The 19,205-nt window shown below is 73.5% G+C and carries 17 protein-coding genes; 8 read left to right on the top strand and 9 right to left on the bottom strand.

All coding sequences use genetic code 11. The features are described 5' to 3' along the window. Positions 1–193 precede the first annotated feature (193 nt). Entirely contained in the window at positions 194–1,600 is a 1,407-nt protein-coding gene (locus tag STBA_RS32990) for a SpoIIE family protein phosphatase (RefSeq protein ID WP_077062673.1), read from the top strand. A gap of 92 nt (positions 1,601–1,692) precedes the next feature. Here STBA_RS32990 and STBA_RS32985 read toward each other — a convergent pair whose 3' ends face one another. Then, positions 1,693–3,171, bottom strand: coding sequence for a hypothetical protein (locus STBA_RS32985; protein WP_077062672.1), 1,479 nt, complete (start codon positions 3,169–3,171; stop codon positions 1,693–1,695). A 235-nt stretch (positions 3,172–3,406) separates the two neighbouring features. On the opposite strand from STBA_RS32985, the gene STBA_RS32980 reads away from it, so the two are divergent. Beyond that, a complete protein-coding gene (locus STBA_RS32980; protein WP_077062671.1) occupies positions 3,407–4,516 on the top strand; it encodes a phosphotransferase in 1,110 nt (369 codons plus the stop codon). Positions 4,517–4,544: 28 nt separating this feature from the next. On the opposite strand, the gene STBA_RS32975 is transcribed toward STBA_RS32980, so the two are convergent. Together STBA_RS32975 and STBA_RS32970 are read right to left on the bottom strand one after the other, a co-directional pair. Beyond that, positions 4,545–5,042, bottom strand: coding sequence for a hypothetical protein (locus STBA_RS32975; RefSeq protein WP_077062670.1), 498 nt, complete (start codon positions 5,040–5,042; stop codon positions 4,545–4,547). A 25-nt stretch (positions 5,043–5,067) separates the two neighbouring features. Then, a complete protein-coding gene (locus STBA_RS32970) occupies positions 5,068–6,894 on the bottom strand; it encodes a serine/threonine-protein kinase (RefSeq protein WP_077062669.1) in 1,827 nt (608 codons plus the stop codon). A gap of 218 nt (positions 6,895–7,112) precedes the next feature. Between STBA_RS32970 and STBA_RS32965 the strand changes: the two genes are divergently transcribed. From STBA_RS32965 to STBA_RS32955, 3 genes are read left to right on the top strand one after another with little or no spacing between them, the layout of a single operon-like run. Next, positions 7,113–8,096, top strand: coding sequence for a sugar kinase (locus STBA_RS32965; RefSeq protein ID WP_077062668.1), 984 nt, complete (start codon positions 7,113–7,115; stop codon positions 8,094–8,096). A gap of 3 nt (positions 8,097–8,099) precedes the next feature. Further along, complete coding sequence (locus tag STBA_RS32960) at positions 8,100–8,939, top strand: IclR family transcriptional regulator (protein WP_077062667.1); 840 nt, start codon at positions 8,100–8,102, stop codon at positions 8,937–8,939. Next, entirely contained in the window at positions 8,936–9,541 is a 606-nt protein-coding gene (locus tag STBA_RS32955; RefSeq protein ID WP_077062666.1) for a bifunctional 4-hydroxy-2-oxoglutarate aldolase/2-dehydro-3-deoxy-phosphogluconate aldolase, read from the top strand. The genes STBA_RS32960 and STBA_RS32955 overlap by 4 nt, the downstream gene beginning before the upstream one ends. A 23-nt stretch (positions 9,542–9,564) precedes the next feature. Here STBA_RS32955 and STBA_RS32950 read toward each other — a convergent pair whose 3' ends face one another. Continuing rightward, positions 9,565–10,332: an SDR family oxidoreductase gene (locus STBA_RS32950; RefSeq protein ID WP_077062665.1), complete on the bottom strand. Its 768-nt coding sequence runs from the start codon at positions 10,330–10,332 to the stop codon at positions 9,565–9,567. Further along, entirely contained in the window at positions 10,329–11,630 is a 1,302-nt protein-coding gene (locus STBA_RS32945) for an enolase C-terminal domain-like protein (protein WP_253195164.1), read from the bottom strand. Before STBA_RS32945 ends, STBA_RS32950 begins: the two co-directional genes overlap by 4 nt. 176 nt (positions 11,631–11,806) lie before the next feature. Here STBA_RS32945 and STBA_RS32940 point away from each other — a divergent pair, with 176 nt between their 5' ends. Beyond that, positions 11,807–12,490: a FadR/GntR family transcriptional regulator gene (locus STBA_RS32940; RefSeq protein WP_077062664.1), complete on the top strand. Its 684-nt coding sequence runs from the start codon at positions 11,807–11,809 to the stop codon at positions 12,488–12,490. A gap of 35 nt (positions 12,491–12,525) precedes the next feature. On the opposite strand, the gene STBA_RS32935 is transcribed toward STBA_RS32940, so the two are convergent. Then, positions 12,526–13,728, bottom strand: coding sequence for an IS110 family transposase (locus tag STBA_RS32935; protein WP_077062663.1), 1,203 nt, complete (start codon positions 13,726–13,728; stop codon positions 12,526–12,528). A gap of 300 nt (positions 13,729–14,028) precedes the next feature. Between STBA_RS32935 and STBA_RS32930 the strand changes: the two genes are divergently transcribed. Next, positions 14,029–15,036, top strand: a complete 1,008-nt coding sequence (locus STBA_RS32930) for an aldo/keto reductase (RefSeq protein ID WP_077063779.1) — start codon at positions 14,029–14,031, stop codon at positions 15,034–15,036. Beyond that, positions 15,033–15,887, top strand: a complete 855-nt coding sequence (locus STBA_RS32925) for an amidohydrolase family protein (protein ID WP_077062662.1) — start codon at positions 15,033–15,035, stop codon at positions 15,885–15,887. Before STBA_RS32930 ends, STBA_RS32925 begins: the two co-directional genes overlap by 4 nt. A 45-nt stretch (positions 15,888–15,932) precedes the next feature. On the opposite strand, the gene STBA_RS32920 is transcribed toward STBA_RS32925, so the two are convergent. The 3 genes from STBA_RS32920 to STBA_RS32910 are packed head-to-tail and all read right to left on the bottom strand — an operon-like array spanning position 15,933 to position 19,065. Continuing rightward, on the bottom strand, positions 15,933–16,817 hold the full coding sequence (locus STBA_RS32920; protein ID WP_077062661.1) for a carbohydrate ABC transporter permease: 885 nt from the start codon (positions 16,815–16,817) through the stop codon (positions 15,933–15,935). A 17-nt stretch (positions 16,818–16,834) separates the two neighbouring features. Continuing rightward, the gene (locus STBA_RS32915; RefSeq protein ID WP_079252288.1) at positions 16,835–17,800 is read right to left on the bottom strand and encodes a sugar ABC transporter permease; all 966 of its coding nucleotides are present in this window, start codon (positions 17,798–17,800) and stop codon (positions 16,835–16,837) included. Continuing rightward, the gene (locus tag STBA_RS32910; protein WP_077062660.1) at positions 17,797–19,065 is read right to left on the bottom strand and encodes an extracellular solute-binding protein; all 1,269 of its coding nucleotides are present in this window, start codon (positions 19,063–19,065) and stop codon (positions 17,797–17,799) included. Before STBA_RS32910 ends, STBA_RS32915 begins: the two co-directional genes overlap by 4 nt. Positions 19,066–19,205: the final 140 nt, after the last annotated feature.

Genomic DNA, 19,205 nt, shown 5'->3' with positions numbered 1-19,205 from the left:
GGTGCGTGAGATCCGGTGGCAACGGGATTTCCGTCGGTCGGCTCCTTGCCGGTGACAGCCGTTCTACACCTTTGCGCCGGAACGCGCCCGCCGGGGCGGCTGAATCTCTTACGGAGCGGGGAAGGCTGTGCAACAGTCTGGAGTCGTCTGCTCCGGCCTGTCAGGCCCGACCGCGCCGTAACGGGGATCACCCATGCTTCCCTCCCAGAACCCGGAACACCCCGCGAACGATGTTCCCGCGGGGGGTGCGCTCGACGATCTCATCGCGCGTGCCCGCCGCCTGCGCGACGACCTGAACGCCGCACGGCTCGGGGAGTCGGCGGACGGCGCCGAGCACGGCATACGGCACGCCGTCTGGGCGCTGGCCGCGCACCGGCTGGAAGACGTCGGCGAGCAGCTCGACCAGCTCAGATCGATCCGGGCCCCCGATGGGCGGGCCCGGCTCGGCATGCGGATCGGCAGTGCCGAGTGGAACCTGCTGACCGACGGCGCGGTGTGGTCGGAGGAGCTGTTCTCGATCTTCGGCAGGCCGGTGCAGGAGGGGCCGCTCACGCTGGATCAGCTGCCGTCCTTTCTGCCCCCCGAGGACCAGCCGAAGCTGACCGCCGCCGTCACCGGCTGCCTGGTGGACGGGCGGCCCATGGACTGCGAGTTCAGGATCACGCGCGCGGACGGCTCGCAGCGGACCGTGCAGATGGCGGGTGAACCGGTGCTCGACGACCGGGGCGGCACGGTGGCGATGTGGGCCATGATCCGCGACGTGAGCGAGGTGCGGCGCAGCTCCGTCGCACCGGGCGGGGGCGGGGAGCAGGACGGGGACGAGCTGCGGGCGCAGCACGGCCTCGCCAGGGCCGGGCACGGGCTGGCCATCGGCCTGGAGGATTCGGCGCTCGCCCCGTGGCTCGGCTCGCCCGAGCCGGGCCGCGCCGACGGGCTGCCCGGTTCGCTGGAGCTGGCCGCCCGCTACCTGCCCGCCCGACCGGGCGCCCCGATGAGCGGCAAGTGGTACGACGTGCTCGAACTGCCGGACGGCGCCTGCCTGCTGAGCGTGGGCGACCTGTCGGGGCGCGGCCCGGCCGCCGCGGCGGGGGCGGCGACGACGCTCGGCGCGATCCGCGGCATCGGGCTGACCGGCAGCGAGCCGGGGGGGCTACTCGGCCACCTCAACGAGCTGCTCGACCGGGGGGTGCACCCGGTGCTCGCCGGCGCGCTGTGCTGCCGGTACGAGCCCGAGGGCCGGCTGCTGCGCTGGGCGCAGGCCGGGCACCCGGCCCCGCTGCTCTGCCGGAACGGCACCGGCTGGGCGCTGCCGCGTCCGGCCGGGCCGCTGCTCGGCGCCGTCACCGGCGTCGCGTACGAGCAGCGCGCCGACCGGCTTGAGCCGGGAGATGTGCTGGTGCTCCACACGGATGGCTTGTTTTCGGACATCCCGCCCGGCGGCCGCTCAGGACACGGCGGGGACGGCCGGCTGATCGAGCTGGCCCCGCGCCTCGGGGCGGCATCGAGCGCCCTGGAAGCGCTGCGGGTGCTGGTGGACGCCTGCGGGGAGAGGGGCCGCGAGGACGACGCCTGCGTGCTGGTGGCCCGGGTCAGGGGCTGACCGCGGCGCCGGCCCGCGCGCGGGGCGGCGTTCGCGTCGCCCGGCCGTGCCGCTCCCTCGGACGGCACGGACGGGCGGCGGCGCCTGCCGCCTCAGACCAGGCGGGCCACCGGGGGCGAGCCGCCGAAGGCGCGCGCCGGGATCGCCTCCTCGATCTCCTCACGGAGCGCGGCGATCCGCGGGTACTCGGCGTAGTAGCCGGTGAGGCGATACATCTCCCGCAGCCGGTGCCAGGTCCTGTGCGAGGAGTTCTCACCGATGGCGGCCAGCGCCAGCCGGGCGTAACGGTCGGCCTGGTCGGGGTCGTCGGCGATGAAGCAGGCCGAGGCCAGGGTGATCTGGTCGAAGATCCGCGACCGCTGCCGCTGGTCCACCCGCAGCGCGAGGGCCTGTCTGGCGTGCTGGTCGGCCGGCCTGGCCGCTGCCGGATCGTGCTCGGCGAGGGTCCGGAAGGCCAGCGCCTCCATACCGTGCAGGTCGGCCTCGTCGAACATCTGCATCCAGCTGGGCGGCGGCACGCTGGCCCGGTCGCTGACGAACAGTTCCTCCGCCTCGCCGAGCAGCCGCCGCATGACCTGGCCGCGGCCCATGGCCGCCTGCGCCCACGCCTCGATGGTGGACAGCATCGCCCGGGTCCGCGGCAGGGCCTCCTCGCCCATGCCCGACCTGGCCAGCTGCATGAGGTCCAGGGCGTCGTCCGGCCGGCCGAGGTGCACCATCTGGCGGGCGGCGCGTGAAAGCGCCTCCCCGGCGCGCGGCCGGTCGCCGCCCTCCCTCGCGGCGTGCGCGGCGATCACGAAGTACTTCTGCGCCGTGGGCTCCATGCCCACGTCGTGGGACATCCATCCGGCCAGAACGGCCAGATTGGCGGCCACGCCCCACAGCCGCCGCTGGAGGTGCGCCGGGTGCTGGTAGGCGAGCATGCCGCCCACCTCGTTCAGCTGGCCGACCACGGCCTTGCGCTGGAGGCCGCCGCCGCGCGCGGCGTCCCAGGCCCGGAAGATCTCGACGGAGTGCTCCAGGGCCTCGACCTCCTCGGAGCCCACCGGGGCGGCCTCGTAGCGGTCGAGCCCGGCGGGGTCGGCGTTCAGCAGGGGATTGTCGTGGTTTGCGGCGTCCTGAGCCGGTGCGGTCAGGAGCCAGTCGTGCATGGCGTCGCTGAGTGCTGATCCTGCGGCGAGCGCGGCGCCCGCGCCCACCATGCCGCGTCGGTTGAGCATGAGGTCCATTCCCGTGAATTCGGTGAGGACCGCGGCTGTGCGCCGGGGTGCCCACGGCAGTCCGTGCACGGACGGCCGCGTCCCCGCGTTCCCGGGCCGGCGCAACCCGAGATCCTCGATGGTCACGACACGGCCGAGTCGCTCTGTGAACAGGGTCGCCAGCACCTCGGGCACCGGATCGCGCGGGGTTTCCCCCACGTCGATCCACCGCCGCACCCGCGACGTGTCCGTTGCCAGCTGCGGATGGCCCTGGGCTGCCGCCTGGCGGTTGACCAGTCTGGCGAGTTCGCCCTTGGACCACCCGGTGAGCCCGAACAGGTCCGCAAGTCGGTTGTTGGGTCGTCTGCTCACGTCAAGCCCCCAGGATCTCGGCTGAGTTGACAGTAACCGCCAAGCACCGGCCCCATGACAATTCGCCATGGTTCGCCAGGGCACGCCAGATGGTGTGCCACCCGCGCGAGGGAGTGATGTGGACACCGCGCTTCCCCGGGCCGGTGTACCGCCGAGCATTTCCCCAGGGTGCGAGGGCCGGCCCGGCCCGGGGGCGCCACAAACCTTCCGGCATTCGAAGGGACCATGCCCGCCTATGTATTCAGCACCCTCTTCCGTGATCAACCGGCAGCGTCCGCAGTTGGGCGGCCGTATCGGCGGCGCGGCCGGCGGCGGACCGGAGGAGCACCCCCGCAAGGTCCCCGGGTCCGCGCCACCGCCGCCCACGGGCCGCCTCGAATTCTCGGGCCCGAGAGGGGAACGGCTGCGCGTCGCGCTGTCCGCCGTGACTGAGATCTGCCCCGACTTCAGCCCGGTCCAACTCCTCGGCGACAACGGGCCGTCCGTGGTCGTCGCGGGCATGAACGGGCGGCGCGCCGTGGTCGCGAAGTGCCTGCTCGACCCGGCCGGGGCGGCCGCCGAGCGCTTCCGCCGCGACCTAGCGGTCCACCGCGGCTTCGTGCGGCACCGGCCGCCGGTGCGGGTGCCGCGGCTGGTCGCCGACGACCCGGGCCGCTGCGTGCTGATCACCGAGTTTGTTCCCGGCCGCCCCACGGCGGGGGCGCGGCACCCCTTCGCGCCGGCCGCGGGCGACCTGCGCGCCACGCTCAGCGCCGTCACCCGCATCAACGGCTGGCGGCCACCGGCCGACCTGCTGCCCGATGCCGTCAACTACCCGGCGCGGGTGGCCCGTTACCACACCCTCGGCTTCCTGACCGACCGCGACGTCGACGACCTCACGACGCTGCTGCACGGCCTGTGCGCGGGGGGCCGCCAGGACTTACCCCGGCAGCTGAACCACGGCGGCGCGCTGCTGTCCGACGTACTGATGTCCCCCGCGGGCCCCGTGCTCATGGGCTGGTCGGCCGCCGGCTGGTACCTGCCGGGCTACGACCTGGCGACGCTGTGGGCCGGGCTGCGGAACGCCCCGCTGACCCGCCGGCAGATCAGCCAGACCGCCCAGGCGGCCGGGCCGCGCGGCCGGGACGCGTTCCTGGTCAACCTGATGCTGATGCTCACCCGCGAGATCCGGCGGTGCGAGGACGCGGTGCAGCGGACGATGCGCCAGCCCACGCCCGCCAGGGCCGCGGACGGCTCGGGGAACGGGCCGGCCCTCGGCGAACGGCGGCGGCTGCTGCTGCGGCGCCTCCACGAGGACCGGTCCCTCACCCGCCGGGCGGTGCGCGCGGCGGTCGGCACCCGCTGAGGCGCCGCCCCGGGCAGGGGGCGGCGCCTCAGCGCTGGAACATCTCCGCGGGCAGCGGCTTGAGCAGCTGGTACAGCTCGTCGGTGATGGGACGGTCCCAGCTGGCGATGGTGACCAGCACGCCGTCGCTGCGGTCGAACTGGACGCAGGAGATCCGGCCCTCCGTGCAGGTGATCCGGCGCACGATCAGCAGGTTTCCCTCGTGCATCACGGGGACCTCTTCGCGGCCGGTGGCCCGCACCTCGTCGTCCATCTCCAGGGCCATCAGCAACTGGTGTACCTCGAACGGCACCTCGCCGTCGGCGATGTCCCTGGCCGGTGAGCCCTCCGGCAGATTCCCGATGACCATGGCCGGGCCGCGACCGCCGAACAAGTCATAGCGCAGCACCACGCCCTGGCAGCTGCCATCGGGCGCCGGCAGCAGTCCGGCACCCAGAACGCCAGGCCAGTCGCCCGGGTCCATGGCCAGCACATCGAAATCGGGCCCGGCGGGTGAAGCGGCGTTGCGGCGGCGGAGAAAGGACATGTCGCCATGGTACGTGGGGCCCGGATCAGCGCTCCGCCGCTCCGTGCTCCTGGAGCGTGGCCACCTGCCGGTACAGCTCCACCGCCTCCCCCGCCCTGCCGAGCTGTTCGAGACAGTGCGCCTCGTCGTTACGGCTGGTGAGTGCGTCCGGGTGGCCGGGCCCGAGCACGCGCTCCCGGGCGGCCCGCACCTGCTGGTACTCCTCGAGGGCGGCGTCCCACCGGTCGAGCCAGCCCAGGGCGACCGCGATCTCGCGGCGGCTGACCAGGGTGTCCGGGTGGTCGGGGCCGAGCACCCGGCCGCGGACGGCCCACACCGCGCGGGCCTCGGCGAGCGCCTCCTCCCACCGGCCGAGGCGGCCCAGGCTGATGCCGCGGCCGTGCCGCGCGCGCAGCGTCTCGGGGTGGTCGGCGCCCTGCGACCTGGTCCTGGCCAGCACCAGGTCGGTGTACAGGCCGAGGGCATCGGCCGGCCGGCCGAGGCGGCCCAGGCAGATGCCCGTCTCGTAGCGCGCGTCGAGGGTGGCCGGATGGTCCGCGCCGAGCAGCCGGGCGCGGGCGGCGGCCACGTGCAGCAGGCCGTCGAGCGCCTGGGCCCAGCGGCCGAGGCGCGCCATGGCGTAGGCGGTCTCGTACTGGCTCTCCAGGGTGTCCTGGTGGCTCTCGCCCAGGGCGCGCACCCGCTCGGCGGCGACCGCCCGGTGGACGTCGCACGCCTCCTCCCACCGGCCGAGGCGCCCGAGGCTGAGGCCGGCCCGGTGGCGGCTGGCCAGCACGGCCAGGTACTCAGGGGCGGGGCCGCGGCGTTCGGCGGGGCGCTGCACGAGAACGGTCGGCGCCAGGCCGGTGGTCCACTGGCCGGTCAGGCCGGCGGTGCGGTCGGGCGGCGGCAGCCGCAGGGACCAGGAGCCGGAGGCGCGCGACCCGGCCCGCATGCCGCGGGTCCACGCCGGGAGCCGCTCGGTCGGGCGGGGCGGCGGCACGCGCAGCGCGGAGGTGCCGCGGTGCGCGGCGGCGACCAGCCCGCGGGCCAGGTGGGCGGCGTCCTCGGGGCGGTCGTCGGGGTTCTTGGCGAGGAGGGCGAGGATGAAGTCCTGGATGCCCTCGGGGAGGTCGGGCCGGTGGGCGCGGGGCGGCTCCGGCGGGGTGTCACGGTGCCCGACGAGGATGGCCCACGGGTCGCCGAGGTCGAACGGCGGGGCGCCCGTGGCGATTTCGTACAGGACGCAGCCGAACGAGTAGAGGTCGCTGCGATGGTCCACATCGAGACCGGCGATCTGCTCCGGTGACATGTAGTGCGGGGTGCCCATGGCCATGCCGGCATTGGTCAGTTTGGCGCTGAGGCCGATGTCGTGGGCGAGCCTCGCGATGCCGAAATCGCAGATCTTGACGGTGCCGTCGCTCAGCCGCATGACGTTGGCCGGCTTCAGATCGCGGTGGACGATGCCCTGCTCGTGGGTGTAGGCCAGGGCCGCGGCCACCTGGTCGGCGATGTCGGCGACGTCCGCCACGGGCAGTGGCGCGGGTCTGCGCTCGTGCAGCAGCTCGCTCAGATTCCTGCCGTCGAGCAGCTCCATCACCAGGTACAGCACGCCCTCGGACTCGCCGAAGTCGTGCACGACGGTGACGCCGCGGTGCTGGAGGCCCGCGGCCACGCGGGCCTCGCGCCGGAACCGTTCCCGCAGCACGCGCAGGAAGGGCTCCTCCTGCCGCGGGCCCAGCGGTTTGAGGCACTTGACCGCGACGCGCCGGTCCAGCGCCTCATCGCGAGCGTGCCATACCTCGCCCATGCCACCACGCCCGATGAGATCGAGCAGCTGGTAGCGGCCTTGGATCAGAGCGCGTTCCGCCATCGCCCGTCACTCGCCCCCGTCATTCGGCTCTCCGAAAGCCCCCAGTGTCTCCAGTATGGCTTCCAGCGGGCGCCTTTCTTATGCCAAGTACGGGGAAAGAGCACTTTCCGGCGCTTGGGGGACCGGCGGTCCGCGGGCCCGGTGCGCCGGGATTCACGCGAAGTGGCGACACGGGGCCGCCGGGAGAACGGCGATGGTGGCGCGCTAACATACGCACCATGGTTGCGACATATGCAATACCACCGGAGGTGGTGTGCCTCGGCGAGACGATGGCGCAGGTGACACCGCTGCCCGGCGGCAGGATCGACGGCCGGTCCGAGCTGGTGCTGCGCCCCGGCGGGGCCGAGTCGAACGTCGCGATGGCCCTCGTGGCACTCGGCCACCGCGCGGCGTGGGCGAGCCGGGTGGGCGCGGACCCGCTGGGCGATCTGCTGCTGACGGCGCTCGAAGAGGCCGGGGTCGACCTCCGGCTCGTCGAGCGCGATCCGCGCCTGCCGACCGGCGTGTACTTCAAGGACCCGGCCCCCGCGGGCAGTTCCGTCTACTACTACCGCGCCGGCTCCGCCGCGGCCGCCATGGACCGCACGGCCGCCGGACCGGTGGTCGCGGCCGGACCGCGGGTGGTCCACCTCAGCGGGATCACGCCGGTCCTCGCCCCCGGCTGCCGCGACCTCGTCGAGCACCTGATGCTTCAGCGGCCCGTCGCCGGGGCCGTGGTGAGCTTCGACGTCAACCACAGACCCGCGCTGTGGGACCGGGACGCGGGAGATGAGCTGCTGCGGCTGGCCAGGGCGGCGGACGTGGTGTTCGTCGGCCTCGACGAGGCGGCACGGCTGTGGCCGGTGTCCGACGCGGCCGACGTGCGCGAGCTGATCGGCGCCCCGGTGTGCCTGGTCGTGAAGCAGGGCGCCGAGGAGGCGGTCTGCTTCGACGGCGACACGGTGGTGCGCGAGCCCGCCCCGGCCGTGGCGGTCGTGGAGCCGGTCGGCGCGGGCGACGCGTTCGCCGCCGGGTGGCTCGCCGGACTGCTGCGCGGCCTTGACCACGGCGCGCGCCTGCGCCTCGGGCACCTGGCGGCGGGCGCGGCCCTGGAGAGCATCAGCGACCAGGGAACGCTGCCCCCGACCGAGGAGATCTGCCGCCGCATCGGGGTGTCGCCGGCGCGGTGGCGGGCGGGCGCCGCGGCGGACGGCGAGGGCTGAGCCGTGTCGCAGACGGTCGCGCGCGCCCTGGACATCGTCGGGTTCGTCGCCGAGCGGCCCCGTTCGCTCGGCGAGACCGCCGCGCTGCTCGGCGTGCACAAGTCGACGGCCCTGCGGCTGCTGCGCACCCTGGAGACCGCCGGCTTCGCGCGGCGGCGGCCCGACGGCAGCTACGCCGCGGGATTCCGGGTGATCGCGCTGGCGCAGCAGGTGCTCGATCAGCTCGACGTCCGGGAGATCGCACACCCCCATCTCGCGGCGCTCGCCGAGTCCTGCGGCCACACCGTGCACCTGGCGGCGCTGGAGGACGACGAGATCGTCTACCTCGACAAGGTCGACGGGAGCGGGCCGACGCGGCTGCGCTCGCGCATCGGCAGGCCGGCCGTGCTGCACACCGCCGCCGTGTCGAAAGCGATCCTGGCCCACTTGGAGCCGCCGCTGCGCGAACGGCTGCTGGCGCGCGCCGACTTCGCGCCGCTGACCCCGACGACGATCACCCGCCCCGAGGCGCTGCGGGCCGAGCTCGCCGCGGTCGCCGACCGGGGCTGGGCCGAGGACGACGCGGAGGGCGAGCCGTTCGTCAACTGCCTGGCCCTGCCGCTGTGGGACGCGACGGGCCGGGTGCGGGCCGCCATGTCCGTCACCGCGCTGGCCGCGGTGGCCCCGCTCCCCGCGCTGCGCGAACGGCTGGCCGATCTGCGGGCCGTCGGGGAGCGCGTCTCGCGTGAGCTGGGCTGGGCCGGGCCCCCGGCCGCCGACGACACGAAACCCCCCACGCACACCCCCACGCCCAACCCCCTGCACACCAGTACCGGCACCACCACGGAAGGCATCACCCCATGACCGACTTCTTCGAGCAGGCTTTCGCGGCAGGTCCCGTGATGGGAATCTTCCGCGGCTACGACGTCCCCCGCACCGTCGACACATGCGAGCGGGCCTGGGATCTGGGCATCGAGCTGGTCGAGGTCACCGTGCAGGACCCGACGGCTATGCCCTCGCTGCGTGCGGCGGTGGCCGCGGGGCGGGAGCGGGGCCGGGTGGTCGGCGCGGGCACGGTGACCTCGGCGGAGCAGGTCGCGGAGGTGGCGGCGGCCGGCGCGGCGTTCACCGTGGCACCCGGTCTGCTGCCCGAGGTGGCCGAGGCGTGCCAGGAGCGGGGGCTGCCGCACCTGCCGGGCGTGGCCACGGCGACGGAGATCTCCCGGGCGCGCGCGCTGGGCCTGCACTGGCTGAAGGCGTTCCCCGCGGCGCAGCTCGGCGCGGGGTGGGTCCGCGCGCAGCGCGGCCCGTTCCCCGACGTGTCGTTCGTGGCCACCGGCGGGCTCGACGCACACTCCGCCGCGGACTTCCTCGCGGCGGGCTGCCGGGCCGTCGCGGTCGGTTCCGCCCTCGACGACCCGGAGCAACTGCCGCTGCTCGCCCGCCTGATGGGTGCCACGCAGTAGCGCGAGGCACGGCGGCCAGGCGGTCAGGTGGGGCGGACCCGCAGACCGGCCATGCCGCCGTCGACGGCGAGGTCGGTGCCGGTGGTGCCACCGGCCAGCGGACCCGCCAGGTACGCGATGGCGGCGGCGACCTCCTCGGGCGCGACGAGCCGGCCGGTGGGCTGCCGGGCCCGCAGCGCGGCCCGTTCCGCCTCCGGGTCGGGCGCGGCGGCCAGGAGGCGCCCGATCCACGGGGTGTCGACCGTTCCGGGGTTGACGCAGTTGACGCGGATGCCGTCGCGGACCAGGTCGGCGGCACAGGCCCGGGTGAGGGCGAGCACCGCACCCTTGGTCGCCGAGTACAGGGCCCGGTTGGGCAGTCCCGCGGTGGCGGCGACGGAGCAGGTGTTGACGATCGCCGCGTGCGCGGAGCGGCGCAGGTGGGGCAGTGCGGCGCGGGTGGTGCGGACGATACCGAGCACGTTGACCTCGTGGACGCGGCGCCACTCCTCGTCGGGGTTGTCCTCGATGGTGCCCTGGGCGCCGATACCCGCGTTGTTGACGAGGATGTCCAGGCCGCCGAACGTCTCGGCGGCCTCGGCGACCGCGGCCCTGACCGATTCGTCGTCGGCGACGTCGGCGCGGATGCCGGTCAGCGGGGCGGACACCTCCGGAACGAGGTCGAGGCAGGCGACGCGGGCACCACGGCCGGCCAGCAGGGCGGCGGTGGCCAGGCCGATGCCGGCGGCACCGCCGGTGACGATGGCGGAAAGCCCGGTGAACTCGGCGCTCTCGATGACGGTTTCGCTCATGGCGCGGTGCTCCAGACGGGTCCGTCGGGGTAGCTGTGGTCGGCGATGGACGCGGCGTGCATCTCGGCGCCCAGGCCGGGCACGGCCGGCGCGAGGTAACGCCCGTCGCGCACCGTGACCGGGGCGGTGAAGTGTTCGTGCAGGTGGTCGACGTACTCGATGACGCGGTCCTCGGTGCTGCCGCTGACGGCGACGAAGTCGAACATGGCCAGGTGCTGCACCATCTCGCACAGGCCGACGCCCCCGGCGTGGGGGCAGACCGGCACGCCGAACTTGGCGGCGAGCAGCAGGATCGCCACGTTCTCCGTGACGCCGGCGACGCGGGCCGCATCGAGCTGGAGCACATCGATGGCCTCGGCCTGGAGCAGCTGCTTGAACATCACCTGGTTGTGGCAGTGCTCGCCGGTGGCGACCTTGACGGGAGCGACGGCGCGGCGGATCGCGGCGTGTCCGAGGACGTCGTCGGGCGACGTGGGCTCCTCTATCCAGTACGGCTCGTAGGGCGCCAGCGGGCGCAGCCACTCGACGGCCTGCCCCACGCCCCACGCCTGGTTGGCGTCGACGGCGATGCGCACCCCGGGGCCGACGGCCTCGCGGGCCAGCCGCATCCGCCGCAGGTCGGCCTCCGGGTCGGTGCCCACCTTCAGCTTGATCTGGGTGAACCCCTCGGCGACCGCCTCGCGGGCCAGCCGCACCAGCTTGTCGTCGGTATAGCCGAGCCAGCCGGGGGTGGTGGTGTAGGCGGGGTAGCCGTCGGCCAGCAGCCGGGCGCGGCGTGCCGCGCGGCCAGGCTCCGCGGCGCGCAGGATGTCCAGGGCCTCCTCGCGGGTGAGCGCGTCCTTCAGGTAACGGAAGTCGACGAGGGCGACGAGCTGTTCGGGGCTGAGGGAGGCCAGCAGGTCCCACAGCGGTTTGCCGGCCCGCCGCGCGTACAGGTCCCACGCCGCGTTGACGACCGCGCCGGCCGCCATGTGGATGACGCCCTTGTGGGGCCCGAGCCAGCGCAGCTGGCCGTCGCCGGTCAGGCGCCGGGAGAACGCGCCGAGGTCGGCCAGCAGGTCGTCCACCGGCAGCCCCGTCACCAGCGGCTGGAGGGCGCGCACGGCCGCGGCGGTGATCTCGTTGCCGCGCCCGATGGTGAACGCGAGGCCGAAGCCCTCGGCCCCGTCGGAGGTGCGCAGGGTCACGTAGGTCGCCGAGTAGTCGGGCTCGGGGTTCATCGCGTCGGAGCCGTCCAGCTCCCGCGAGGTCGGGAACCGCACGTCGGCCACCTCGACGGCACTGATCACCTCGGCCACGGGGACCGCCAGGGCGCAGGGGAAACATATCGCTTGGACATGGGATCGATTTATAGTTGCCATGGCGACGGACGTCCACCCCATGACGGAGAAGCGCCGTATCGTGTCCCATTTCCGGAAGAAGGCAACGACTCACCCCTTCAAGACATGGGATCTCTTTGTTAGGCTCCCGCCCCGTGTCACTGACCGACAAGGCCATCACCCGCATCAGGGAGCTGATCCAGTCCGGTGAGCTGCCCCCGGGCGCCAAGCTGCCGCCGGAGCAGCAGCTCGCGGCGGACCTCGGCCTGTCCCGCAACCTCATGCGGGAGGCCGTGAAGGCGCTGGTGGTCTCCCGCGTGCTGGAGATCCGCAGGGGCGACGGCACGTATGTGACGAGCCTGGAGCCGCACCTGCTCCTCGACGGCCTCGGGACCGCGGTCGAAATGCTGCGCGGCGAGACCCTGTTGCAGCTGACGGAGGTCAGGCGGCTGTTCGAGCCGGTCGCGACCGGGCTCGCGGCCACCAGGATCGGCGCCGCGCAGCTCGCGGAGGTGCGCCGGCATCTGGACGCGATGCGTGCCGCGCGGGACGATGCCGAACTGCTGACCGAGCACGACGCGGCGTTCCACCGGGCCGTGCTCGCGGCGACCGGCAACGAGACACTCGTCTCCCTGCTGGAGGGCATCTCCAGCAGCACGCTCAGGGCGCGGGTCTGGCGCGGCCTGGTCGACGAGGACGCCTCGGGCCTGACCCTGACCGAGCACGAGACCATCTACGCCGCCCTGGCCGACCGGGACGCCGCCCTCGCGGAGGCCGCCGCCCTGGTGCACGTCAGCAGCACCGAACGCTGGCTGCGCGACCACCTCGGCGCGGACTGATCTCGCCTCAGCCCCCAGGAGTCTCAATGACGAAGTCAAGCCGCCTGCGTGACTGGCAGTTCGGGGGTGAAGACCCGGTTGTCGCGCAGGAGTGCCCACAGGACGCTGGCCCGACGCCGTGCCAGGGCGATGACGGCTTGGATGTGTTTGAGTCCTTCGTTCCGCTTCTTGAGGTAGAAGTCCCGGTTCGGCCCCTCGCGGATGATGCTCGTCTGCGCGGACATATAGAACACCCGGCGCAGGCGGCGGCTGTAACGCTTGGGCCGGTGCAGATTGCCCGTCCGGCGCCCGGAGTCGCGTGGGACGGGCACCAGCCCGGCCGCCGACGCCAGGTGGCCGGCATCGTTGTAGGCCGCGAGATCGCCGGCGGCGACGACGAACTCGGCACCGAGTATGGGGCCCATGCCGGGCAGGGACTCGATGATCCCGGCTTGCGGGTGGCTGCGGAAGGTGGTCGCGACCTGCTTGTCGATGCGCTTGAGCCGGTCGTCAAGAGCCAGGATCTGCACCGCAAGGCCGGCGACGATCTGTGCGGCGACGTCCTCGCCGGGCAGAGCGGTCTGCTGGGCCTGCGCGGCCTCCAGGGCGGTGGCCGCGACCGCGTCGGCACCCCGGACGCTGCGGCTGGCCAGCCAGGCTGTCAGCCGGGCGCGTCCGCGGCGGCGGAGGGCGGTCGGGGTCTGATAGCCCGTCAGCAGCACCAGCGCACCCTTGTGGGCGGAGTAGTCAAAGGCCCGCTCCAGGGCGGGGAAGATACCGGTCAGCACGTCGCGGAGCCGGTTGATCATCCGCACCCGGTCGGCGATCAGGTCGGAGCGGTGGGCGGTCAGCAGCGCGAGGTCGGCGGCGAGCTGGGCGGGCACGTCGATAGTGGCGAAGTCACGGCGCTGACGTGCGGTCTCCGCAATGACGTAGGCGTCGCGGGCGTCGGTTTTCGCTTCGCCCCGGTAGGCGCCCGACATGCGGTTGACCGTGCGGCCGGGCACGTAGACGGCCTGCTGGCCGTGCGCCGCCAGCAGCGCCAGCAGCAGCGCGGAGGACGTACCGGAGATGTCCACCGCCCAGTGGACCTCGTCCGCCAGGCCGAGGATCTCACCGAGCGCGGTCAGAATCGCCGACTCGTCGTTATCGACCTTCTTCGACCACAGCGTGGCGCCGGTCTCGTCGACCACCGTCGCCCAGTGGTGGCCCTTGCCCGCGTCGATACCGGCCCAGACCTGGGCCTGTCGCTCGCTCACTCGCCCCTCCTCGTTCCGCACGACATGCCGTCGGCCCGAGGAACACCCCGCTGTCATCTCCGTAATCAGCGACCGCACACGGCGCGCACATCTCAATCAGCAGTCAGGGCGCCCCGGAGAGCCGGACGGCCACTCCTGGGGAGCCACGAACGGCAAGGAGCCATAAGCCACATCCGGCCCTCCCGGGCCACCCAACAACTTACGGAGAGCCATGCGATTGCATTCCGACCTTCCGCCACTCCGCGGCGGCGCGTGGCGCGCCGCCACCGCCGGGCCGCACGCCCTGGGGCGTGCGCGGTGATCGGCACCACCGCCCCGCTCGGACGTTCCGGCGTCCGGGTCGGGCGGGTCGGCTTGGGCACCGGCCCGCTGGGCGGCCTGTTCTCCGCGGTCGACGACGAGCAGGCCGCGGACACGCTCGCCGCCGCCTGGGACGCGGGTATCCGCTACTTCGACACGGCCCCGCACTACGGCGCCGGGCTCGCGGAGGAACGGCTCGGCGCGTTCCTCGCGGACCGCCCCAGGGCCGAGGCCGTGGTGTCGACCAAGGTGGGGCGGCTGCTGCGGTCCGCGACGCCGGCCGAGGCCAGGGCGGACGCCGAGGGCTTCGAGGGCGCTCCGGACCGGGTGCGGGTGCGCGACTACAGCTCCGAGGGCGTGCGCCGTTCCCTGGCCGAGAGCCTGGAGCGCGCCGGCCTCGACTCCTTCGACGTGGTCCTGATCCACGATCCGGACGCGCACTGGGAACCGGCCGTCCGCGAGGCATACCCGGCCCTGGCCCGGCTGCGCGAGGAGGGCGTGGTGAAGGCGATCGGCGTGGGCATGAACCAGTGCGCCATGCTGTCCCGGTTCGTCGCGGAGACCGACGTGGACTGCGTGCTGGTCGCGGGCCGCTACTCGCTGCTCGACCGGGAGGCGGCGCGGGACCTGCTGCCGCGCTGCGCGGCGCGCGGGACGGGCGTGCTGGTCGGCGGGGTGTTCAACAGCGGCGTGCTCGCCGCCCCTTCGTCCGGCGCGCACTACAACTACGCGCCCGTCCCCGAGCGGGTGCTGCGCCGCGCCCGGCGGCTGGCCGGACGGTGCGCCGCCCACGGGGTGCCGCTGGCCGCCGCGGCGCTCCAGTTCCCGCTGCGGCACCCCGCGGTGACCGGGGTGGTCGTGGGGGCGCGCACCGCGGAGGAGGTCGCGCGGAACGCCGAGCACGCCGCCACGGAGGTGCCGGACGCCCTGTGGGACGAGCTGGACGAGCCGGAGGAGTTGAACGAGTTGAACGAGTTGAACGAGCCGGCAGGGGAGGCGGGCGCATGACCCGGGTCGACGCGCACCACCACGTCTGGGACCTCGGCCGCAGGCCGCAGCCCTGGCTCGGCGCCGCGAGCATGGCGTCGATCCACCGCACGGTGCTCCTGGACGAGCTGGCAGGCCCGGCGGCCGAGGCCGGCGTCGGCCGCAGCGTCCTGGTGCAGGTGCTGCCCGACGCCGAGGAGACCACGGAGTTCCTGGCGCTCGCCGCGGGCAGCGAGCTGGTCGCCGGGGTCGTCGGCTGGGCGGACCTGACGCGCGGCGCGGCCGTCGCGGACCTGCTGGCCCGGCTGCGCGCCGCGCCCGGCGGCCACCTGCTGGCCGGGGTGCGGCACCTGGTGCAGGGCGAGGCCGATCCGCGCTGGCTGTGCCGGGCCGACGTGCGCGCCGGTCTTGCCGCGGTCGCCGACGCGGGTCTGGCGTACGACCTGCTGGTCCTCCCCCACCAGCTGCCCGCGGCGATCGAAACGGTGCGGGCGCTGCCCGGGCTGACGTTCGTGCTCGACCACCTGGCCAAACCACCGATCGCCGCGGGCCGCTCCGAGCCATGGGCGGGGCTGATCGCCACCCTGGCGGCGGAGCCGAACGTCCACGCCAAGCTGTCCGGCCTGGTGACGGAGGCGGACTGGGCCCGGTGGACCGTCGCCGATCTGCGGCCGTACGCGGAGCGGGCCCTGGAGGTTTTCGGCCCCTCCCGGCTGATGTTCGGCTCCGACTGGCCGGTCTGCCTGCTGGCCGCGGACTACGGGCAGGTCGCCGCCGCCGCCGAGGAGTTGACGTCCGTGCTGTCCGCCGCGGAACGGGCCGAGGTCTTCGGCGGCACGGCGGAGCGCGTCTACGGCCTGCCGCCCGCGTGACGGCCCGGCGGCCGTGCGGCGGTCCTGGGCCCGGCGCACGGCCGCTCAGCCCTTCCCGCCGGTGGTGGCGATGCCCTGGACGAAGAACCGCTGCGCGACCAGGAACAGCAGCAGCACCGGCAGCACGCTGACGCAGCTGGCCGCCATCAGCGCCCCGTAGTCGGTGGTGTAAAGCCCCTGGAAGAAGCGGATGCCCACGGGCAGCGTGAACTTCGAGGAGTCCGTCAGGAAGATCAGCGGGCCGAAGAAGTCGTTCCAGGATGCGACGAACTGGAAGAGGGTCACCGTGACCAGCGCCGGCTTGGCCAGCGGGAGCGCGATCTGCCAGTACTGGCGCAGCCGCCCGGCCCCGTCGATCCGCGCGGCCTCGAACAGCTCGCGCGGTATGCCGAGAAAGAACTGCCGCAGCAGGAAGATGTAGAACGCGCAGCCCACGCCGAGGAAGTGCGGCACGGTCAGCGGCAGATAGGTGTCCAGCCAGCCGAGCCACTGGTAGAGGCTGTAGGACGGGATCAGGATGATGAACGGCGGCAGCATCATCGTGGACAGTACGAGGCCGAAGAGCAGGTTGCGGCCGGGGGCCCGCAGGTAGGCGAACGCGAACGCCGTGAGGGTGGAACAGAAGAGAGTGCCCACGGTGGAGACGACCGCGACCAGGACCGAGTTGCCCAGGTAGCGCCACAGCGAGACGCCCGCGGCGGCCTCCGTGAAGTTCCCCGTGCCCAGCCCGTCGGGGATGAACTGCGGTGGGTAGGCGGCGATTTCGCTGGGCTCCTTGAAGGCGCCCGAGAGCATCCACACGAAGGGCAGGATGAAGAAGAACGCGGCGATGCACAGCGGCACGTACAGCGGGACCAGGGCGATCCGGCCGCGCGTCAGCGACAGGCGCAGGGTGGTGCGCGACCGGGGCGCGGGGGCGGTGGCGGTCATGGCTGATCCAACTCCCCTCAGGAGCCCATGTAGTGGACGCGCCGCCGGGCGAACCGGAGGACCAGGACGGTCAGGGCGACGATGACCAGGAACTGCACCCACGCCAGCGCCGAGGCGTAGCCGACGTTGGAGTACCAGAACGCCTCGTTGTAGAGGTACATGCCGAACACGTAGGTGGACCGCTCCGGTCCGCCCTGGGTCATCACGAAGGGTTCGGCGAATACCTGGAGCGAGGTGATCAGCCCCATGACCACGTTGAAGAGGATGACGGGCGACAGCAACGGCACGGTCACCGCGCGGAAGCGGTGCCACCAGCCGGCGCCGTCCACGATCGCCGCCTCCCGCAGCTCGACGGGGATGCCCTGGAGCCCCGCCAGGAAGATGATCATGGTGCCGCCGGTCGCGGTGAGGCTCATGAGAATCAGTGCGGGCATCGACCAGGTGGTGCTGCCCAGCCACGCCGGGCCCGCGATCCCCACCTTGTCCAGCAGGTAGTTGAGGATGCCGCCGCTGGGGTCGAACATCCACGACCAGACGACGAACATCGGCACGCCGGTGACGATCGCCGGCAGGAAGAAGACGGTGCGGAAGAACGTGCGCCCCGGCAGGCGGGTGTTGAGGATCGCGGCCAGCGCCAGGGCCATCAGCACCCCGAGCGTCACCCGGGCCCCCGCGTAGTAGAAGGTGCGGCCGAAGGACGGCCAGAAGTCGGGGTCGGAGCCGAACATCACCCGGAAGTTCGCCAGGCCGATCCACTCGGGGCTGTGCACGCCGTCCCAGCGGGTGAACCCGGCGTAGAGCGAGAACAGCATCGGCGCCAGGGTCAGCCCGACGAGGCCGACGATCCAGGGCACGAGGAAGAGGTAGAACGCCGCGGACTCCGAGCGGCGGAAACGCTGCCACCGGCTCGGCCGTTCCGCGCGCCGCGGGGCGGGCGGCGCGGCCTCGCGGGCGCGTGTCGTCGGGGTGTGGAGGGCGTTCATGCGCGCAAGATCTCCGTTCCGCGTTCCTGCACCTCGTGCAGCGCCTGCCCGACGGGTTTGCCGGTGTTCTCCACGGCCTGCACCGCGCCGCCCAGGACATCCCAGATCTTGTTGAACACCCCGCCCTGGTAGGCGACGAGCTGGTCCTCCATCTGCTGGATCAGCTCCGGCCAGGGGTACTCCGCCGCCGCGGCGGGCAGGCCGCGCTGCCAGGTCCCCGCGGTCTCGCGCAGCGCGGGGGTGCCCAGCGGGGCGAGCATCTCCTGCGCCTCGGGGTCGGTGGAGAGGAAGCGGGCGAACGCGAACGCCTCCTCCTTGCGCCGGGAGCCCTCGAACACCGCCGCGTTGTTGTTCTGGTAGGTGCCCGACCACTCCGCGGGGAAGGGCACCACGCCCCAGTCGAAACGGGAGCCGATCTGCTCCGTCCACGCCGTCAGGAAGTAGCCGGCGAACAGCGCGAGCCCGAACCGGCCGCTGGTGAAGTTGACCGTGTCCTGCTCCTGCGCGGCGCCCGGCATCGCGTCATGCTCGTGCACCAGGTCGGCCAGCAACTGGAGCGAGGAGACCACCCGCGGGTCCGTGGCCGTCATGCGGCGCTCGTACGGGTCGAAGGGCAGGCTGCCGTGGATCGTCGGCACGTCCCACGGCTGCGCCGTGCCGAACCCGTTGTGCAGACCCCAGACACGCCCGGCGCCCGAGCCGTGGGCGACGGCGGCGGCCGTCTCCACGAACTGCGCCTCGCGCCAGCCGGGCCGCGGGTCCGGCATCCCGGCCTCCCGCAGCAACGTCCGGTTGTACGCGATGCCCTTGGGATAGACCAGGCACGGCAGGCACAGGGTCTGCCCCTCGATGCGGGCGGGAGTCAGCGCGCCCGGCACCCAGGTGTCCTCGCCGAGCCCGTCCCGTTCCAGGAACCGGGTCAGGTCCGCGTAGCCGCCCAGCTGACTGAGCCCGGAGACCCAGCTCTCGGCGACGATGACCACGTCGGGCGCGGTACCCGCGCGGAACATCAGCGGCAGCCGCTGGAAGAAGCCGAGCGAGTCGGCGTAGGTGCAGCGGACGCGCGCGCCGGGATTCCGGCGCTGGTACAGCTCGGCGACCTGCTGGTAGGTGTCGATGGCGATCGAGTCGCCGTGGAACCCGAAGACCAGACCGTCGCCGGAGCCACGGCTGAAGCCGCAGCCCGAGGCCGTGCCGGCCGCGAGCGCCGCACCGGCCGCCGCGCCCCGCAGAACGGCGCGGCGCGAGGGCGGACGGGCCGTCACCCGGGCCCGCCAGGTGACGCGGAACGGGCCGCGCGGGCCCGCAGGGGACAGGAGAAGGTCGGCATCACACCTCTTGGCGGTTCTGGGCGGCACACATCCGGCTCAGGCCGAATTCAGCCATGTCCGACGGCTTTCATCTG

The organism is Streptomyces sp. MP131-18 (assembly GCF_001984575.1).
GTDB classification, from domain to species: domain Bacteria; phylum Actinomycetota; class Actinomycetes; order Streptomycetales; family Streptomycetaceae; genus Streptomyces; species Streptomyces johnsoniae.
The sequence above is the reverse complement of the archived record's forward strand: the minus strand, read 5'-3'. Positions and strand labels throughout refer to the sequence as shown.

What these genes read in the sequence shown, in the direction of transcription:
- STBA_RS32950 (WP_077062665.1), bottom strand. Translation starts at nt 10,332, where the DNA reads ATGAGCGAAACCGTCATCGAGAGCGCCGAGTTCACCGGGCTTTCCGCC.
- STBA_RS32915 (WP_079252288.1), bottom strand. Translation starts at nt 17,800, where the DNA reads ATGAACGCCCTCCACACCCCGACGACACGCGCCCGCGAGGCCGCGCCG.
- STBA_RS32925 (WP_077062662.1), top strand. Translation starts at nt 15,033, where the DNA reads ATGACCCGGGTCGACGCGCACCACCACGTCTGGGACCTCGGCCGCAGG.
- STBA_RS32965 (WP_077062668.1), top strand. Translation starts at nt 7,113, where the DNA reads ATGGTTGCGACATATGCAATACCACCGGAGGTGGTGTGCCTCGGCGAG.
- STBA_RS32970 (WP_077062669.1), bottom strand. Translation starts at nt 6,894, where the DNA reads ATGGCGGAACGCGCTCTGATCCAAGGCCGCTACCAGCTGCTCGATCTC.
- STBA_RS32920 (WP_077062661.1), bottom strand. Translation starts at nt 16,817, where the DNA reads ATGACCGCCACCGCCCCCGCGCCCCGGTCGCGCACCACCCTGCGCCTG.
- STBA_RS32975 (WP_077062670.1), bottom strand. Translation starts at nt 5,042, where the DNA reads ATGTCCTTTCTCCGCCGCCGCAACGCCGCTTCACCCGCCGGGCCCGAT.
- STBA_RS32980 (WP_077062671.1), top strand. Translation starts at nt 3,407, where the DNA reads ATGTATTCAGCACCCTCTTCCGTGATCAACCGGCAGCGTCCGCAGTTG.
- STBA_RS32955 (WP_077062666.1), top strand. Translation starts at nt 8,936, where the DNA reads ATGACCGACTTCTTCGAGCAGGCTTTCGCGGCAGGTCCCGTGATGGGA.
- STBA_RS32990 (WP_077062673.1), top strand. Translation starts at nt 194, where the DNA reads ATGCTTCCCTCCCAGAACCCGGAACACCCCGCGAACGATGTTCCCGCG.